This window comes from Oscillatoria sp. CS-180 (genome assembly GCF_028330965.1).
Taxonomy (GTDB): domain Bacteria; phylum Cyanobacteriota; class Cyanobacteriia; order Phormidesmidales; family Phormidesmidaceae; genus Halomicronema.
On the sequence record NZ_JAQMUB010000023.1, the window covers coordinates 1 to 2,545 of the forward strand.

The following is a 2,545-nucleotide window of genomic DNA, read 5'->3' on the forward strand; positions in this document are numbered from 1 at the left end:
GCGCGTCGCTATGCAGAATCGCTGCGATTGCGCGGACATGGGAATCCAGTTGCTGACGGTCCTCGGGGGTCATGACTATCACCGAATAGAAACGATATCTTCTAGGATATTTTTTCTACCATGAGCGGATGACGTGCTCCCGTTTGAATTGCTGGAAAGCCATTCCAAATGTGACGATCGCTTCACAAACATTGGGAGGCTAGCTTTTAGGTTGCCTATACTCGTGGGCAGAGGTGTTATGGTTTGCGACTTTGAGCCTGAAAGAGCTACAGATTCAGGATGAATATCGCAGCGACCGCGACAACCTCCTTCAAGATTTTTACATTCCCTGCTTGGAACGCTCTACGGTCTATAACCGGGCAGTGGGCTTTTTCTCCAGCTCATCGATGGCGGCAGTGGCCCAGGGGCTGACCGCGTTTATCCGGTCTGGGGGGCAGATGCGGTTGGTGACCTCTCCGAAGTTGTCGGATGAGGATATTGAGGCGATCATGCGCGGACTTCAGGAGCGGAATCAGGTCATTGAGCGAGTGCTGATTCGTGAGTTTGAGCGGGAATTGGAACAGGTCGTGAAGGACCGGCTAGCGTGGCTGGCGTAGAATGATGCCGCAACGACATCTACTTCTGGAATGCAGAACGCGATCGCGGACATTGAAACGCTTAACTACTACGCCAAGAAGTTTCAGCGATTGCGGGTAGATCGAGCGCATGGGGTGGCACCCCACAAGCCGATTTTGCTGCTGTCGGTGATTGAATCGTTTGCGAAAAGCCGGATCACCGAAAACCGGATTGAACTTACAGAGTCGTTTAATCGAACGTTTCTGAAGAACTGGAGCTACTTAGGCTCTCCTCAACATCACCCGGATATTGCTCGTCCGTTCTTTCATATGAAGAGCGGGAAGTTTTGGCATCTGTATACAAATCCTGGTTTTGAACAGGTGCTTGCTGCCGAGATTAAGCTGAAGACTTTAGCAGAGGTGAAGCGGGCGATCAGTCATGCGTACCTGGATGAAGACCTGTTTGATTTCTTGCTGGATCCCTCTATTCGGGAAAGCCTGTTGGCTGTTTTAGTGAGTCGCTGGTTTCCGGGACGGTTGGCCGAGGTGAAGAAAATTTTACAGACAGATGAATTTCAGGAGCCTCCTGGGTACTTTTTGGAAGCCTACGCTATGTATATGGACAGGCTCAAAGAAGCTTAGCCCCAGATGCCTCTGGCTGGATGATGCGCAAAGACCTGCAATACTACGCCAAGAAGTTCGCAAAGCTGAACGTAAATCGACATCGCGATCGCGGCCCTGCGCCTCATAAGCCTGTGCTTTTGATTTCGGTCATTGAGCTGATTGAGCAGGGCAAGATTCGCCGCAATCAAGTGCCGCTGTCGCCAGAGTTGATCTCAACGTTCCTGAAATACTGGCGAAGCTTGGTAACCACTGACCACCGCTCCGATATTTCGCTCCCATTTGTGCATCTGACTGGGGATAAGTTTTGGCACCTGTCGTTTTACCCAGACAGTGAAACTGCAACCTCAAAAGGATTAGGGAGCAAAGGAGTCACCGCAGTTAGGCGCATTGTGGAGTATGCATCGCTTGATCCGGAATTGTTTGAGATCTTGCAAGACCCAGGACAGCGAGTAATTTTGCTACGGGTGTTGATCGATAGTTGGTTTTCGGGTCAGTCCTCCAAAGTGGAGCAACTTTCACTAATTGATGAATTTGAGTCTGTGAAGAGCCAACTACTGAGAGAAGGCGGGGCAACGTACAACGTTGATGACTTGAAGGACGAGGAAAATATCGTTGTCAGGAATGGGGCCTTTCGAAAGATTGTGGTGTCCCTGTATGACCAACGTTGTGCGTTTTGTGGCTTAAGGATTATTAGCGCCGATGGACAGAACATTGTCGATGGAGCGCATATCAAACCGTTTTCGGAGTTTCGAGATGATCGCTTTGTAAATGGTTTGGCACTCTGTAAAAACCATCATTGGGCATTTGATCATGGGTGGTTTGGGGTTGATGATAGTTATCGAATTTTGATCCCAGAAGAGCGATTTACAGAACAACCAGCAGTAGGGAGCAGAGATATGACAGCATTTCACGGTGAGACGATTGGGTTACCAACAGATAAAAAGTTTATGCCAAACATAGAGGGGTTACGTTGGCACCGAGCAAGATGGCAAATCGCCCAAGATCGAACATATTTGTAAGTTCTATGGACATCATAGTGTATCACCAAAAATATTAATATTGAGGTTAAGGCAATGAGCGAAAATCCAATTCAGCATGTAGTTCCCGATGAGCTTGCAGTCGAAACGCCCATATTTATTTCTTATTTAGAACAATTCGGCTTACCTACAGATAATATTATTGCTTCGACAGAGGAACGTAACGTTATCTCATCGAACCTTCCAACCCTTAGTGGTGCAGAAAACTTTTAGGTGTCTCACGCTGAGAATCTGAGCACTTTGGAGAACTCAATCCGCGTGTCTAAAGTCTCTCGTTTGCGCTTCGAGGCACAGGCGGGAGGCGGATGGGCTTGAGGCAACCGTTTGAGC

The 2,545-nt window shown here is 48.5% G+C and carries 4 protein-coding genes; all 4 read left to right on the forward strand.

What is annotated here, in order from left to right; all coding sequences use genetic code 11:
- Positions 1-251 precede the first annotated feature (251 nt).
- The 4 genes from PN498_RS04020 to PN498_RS04035 are packed head-to-tail and all read left to right on the forward strand — an operon-like array spanning position 252 to position 2,428.
- Positions 252-596 carry a hypothetical protein gene (locus tag PN498_RS04020; protein ID WP_272061396.1) on the forward strand — a complete coding sequence of 115 codons (345 nt, stop codon included), beginning with the start codon at positions 252-254 and terminating at the stop codon, positions 594-596.
- Between the two features lie 30 nt (positions 597-626).
- A complete protein-coding gene (locus tag PN498_RS04025; protein ID WP_272061397.1) occupies positions 627-1,196 on the forward strand; it encodes a hypothetical protein in 570 nt (189 codons plus the stop codon).
- Positions 1,197-1,216: 20 nt separating this feature from the next.
- Positions 1,217-2,197 carry an HNH endonuclease gene (locus tag PN498_RS04030; protein ID WP_272061398.1) on the forward strand — a complete coding sequence of 327 codons (981 nt, stop codon included), beginning with the start codon at positions 1,217-1,219 and terminating at the stop codon, positions 2,195-2,197.
- Positions 2,198-2,251: 54 nt separating this feature from the next.
- Complete coding sequence (locus PN498_RS04035; RefSeq protein ID WP_272061399.1) at positions 2,252-2,428, forward strand: hypothetical protein; 177 nt, start codon at positions 2,252-2,254, stop codon at positions 2,426-2,428.
- Positions 2,429-2,545: the final 117 nt, after the last annotated feature.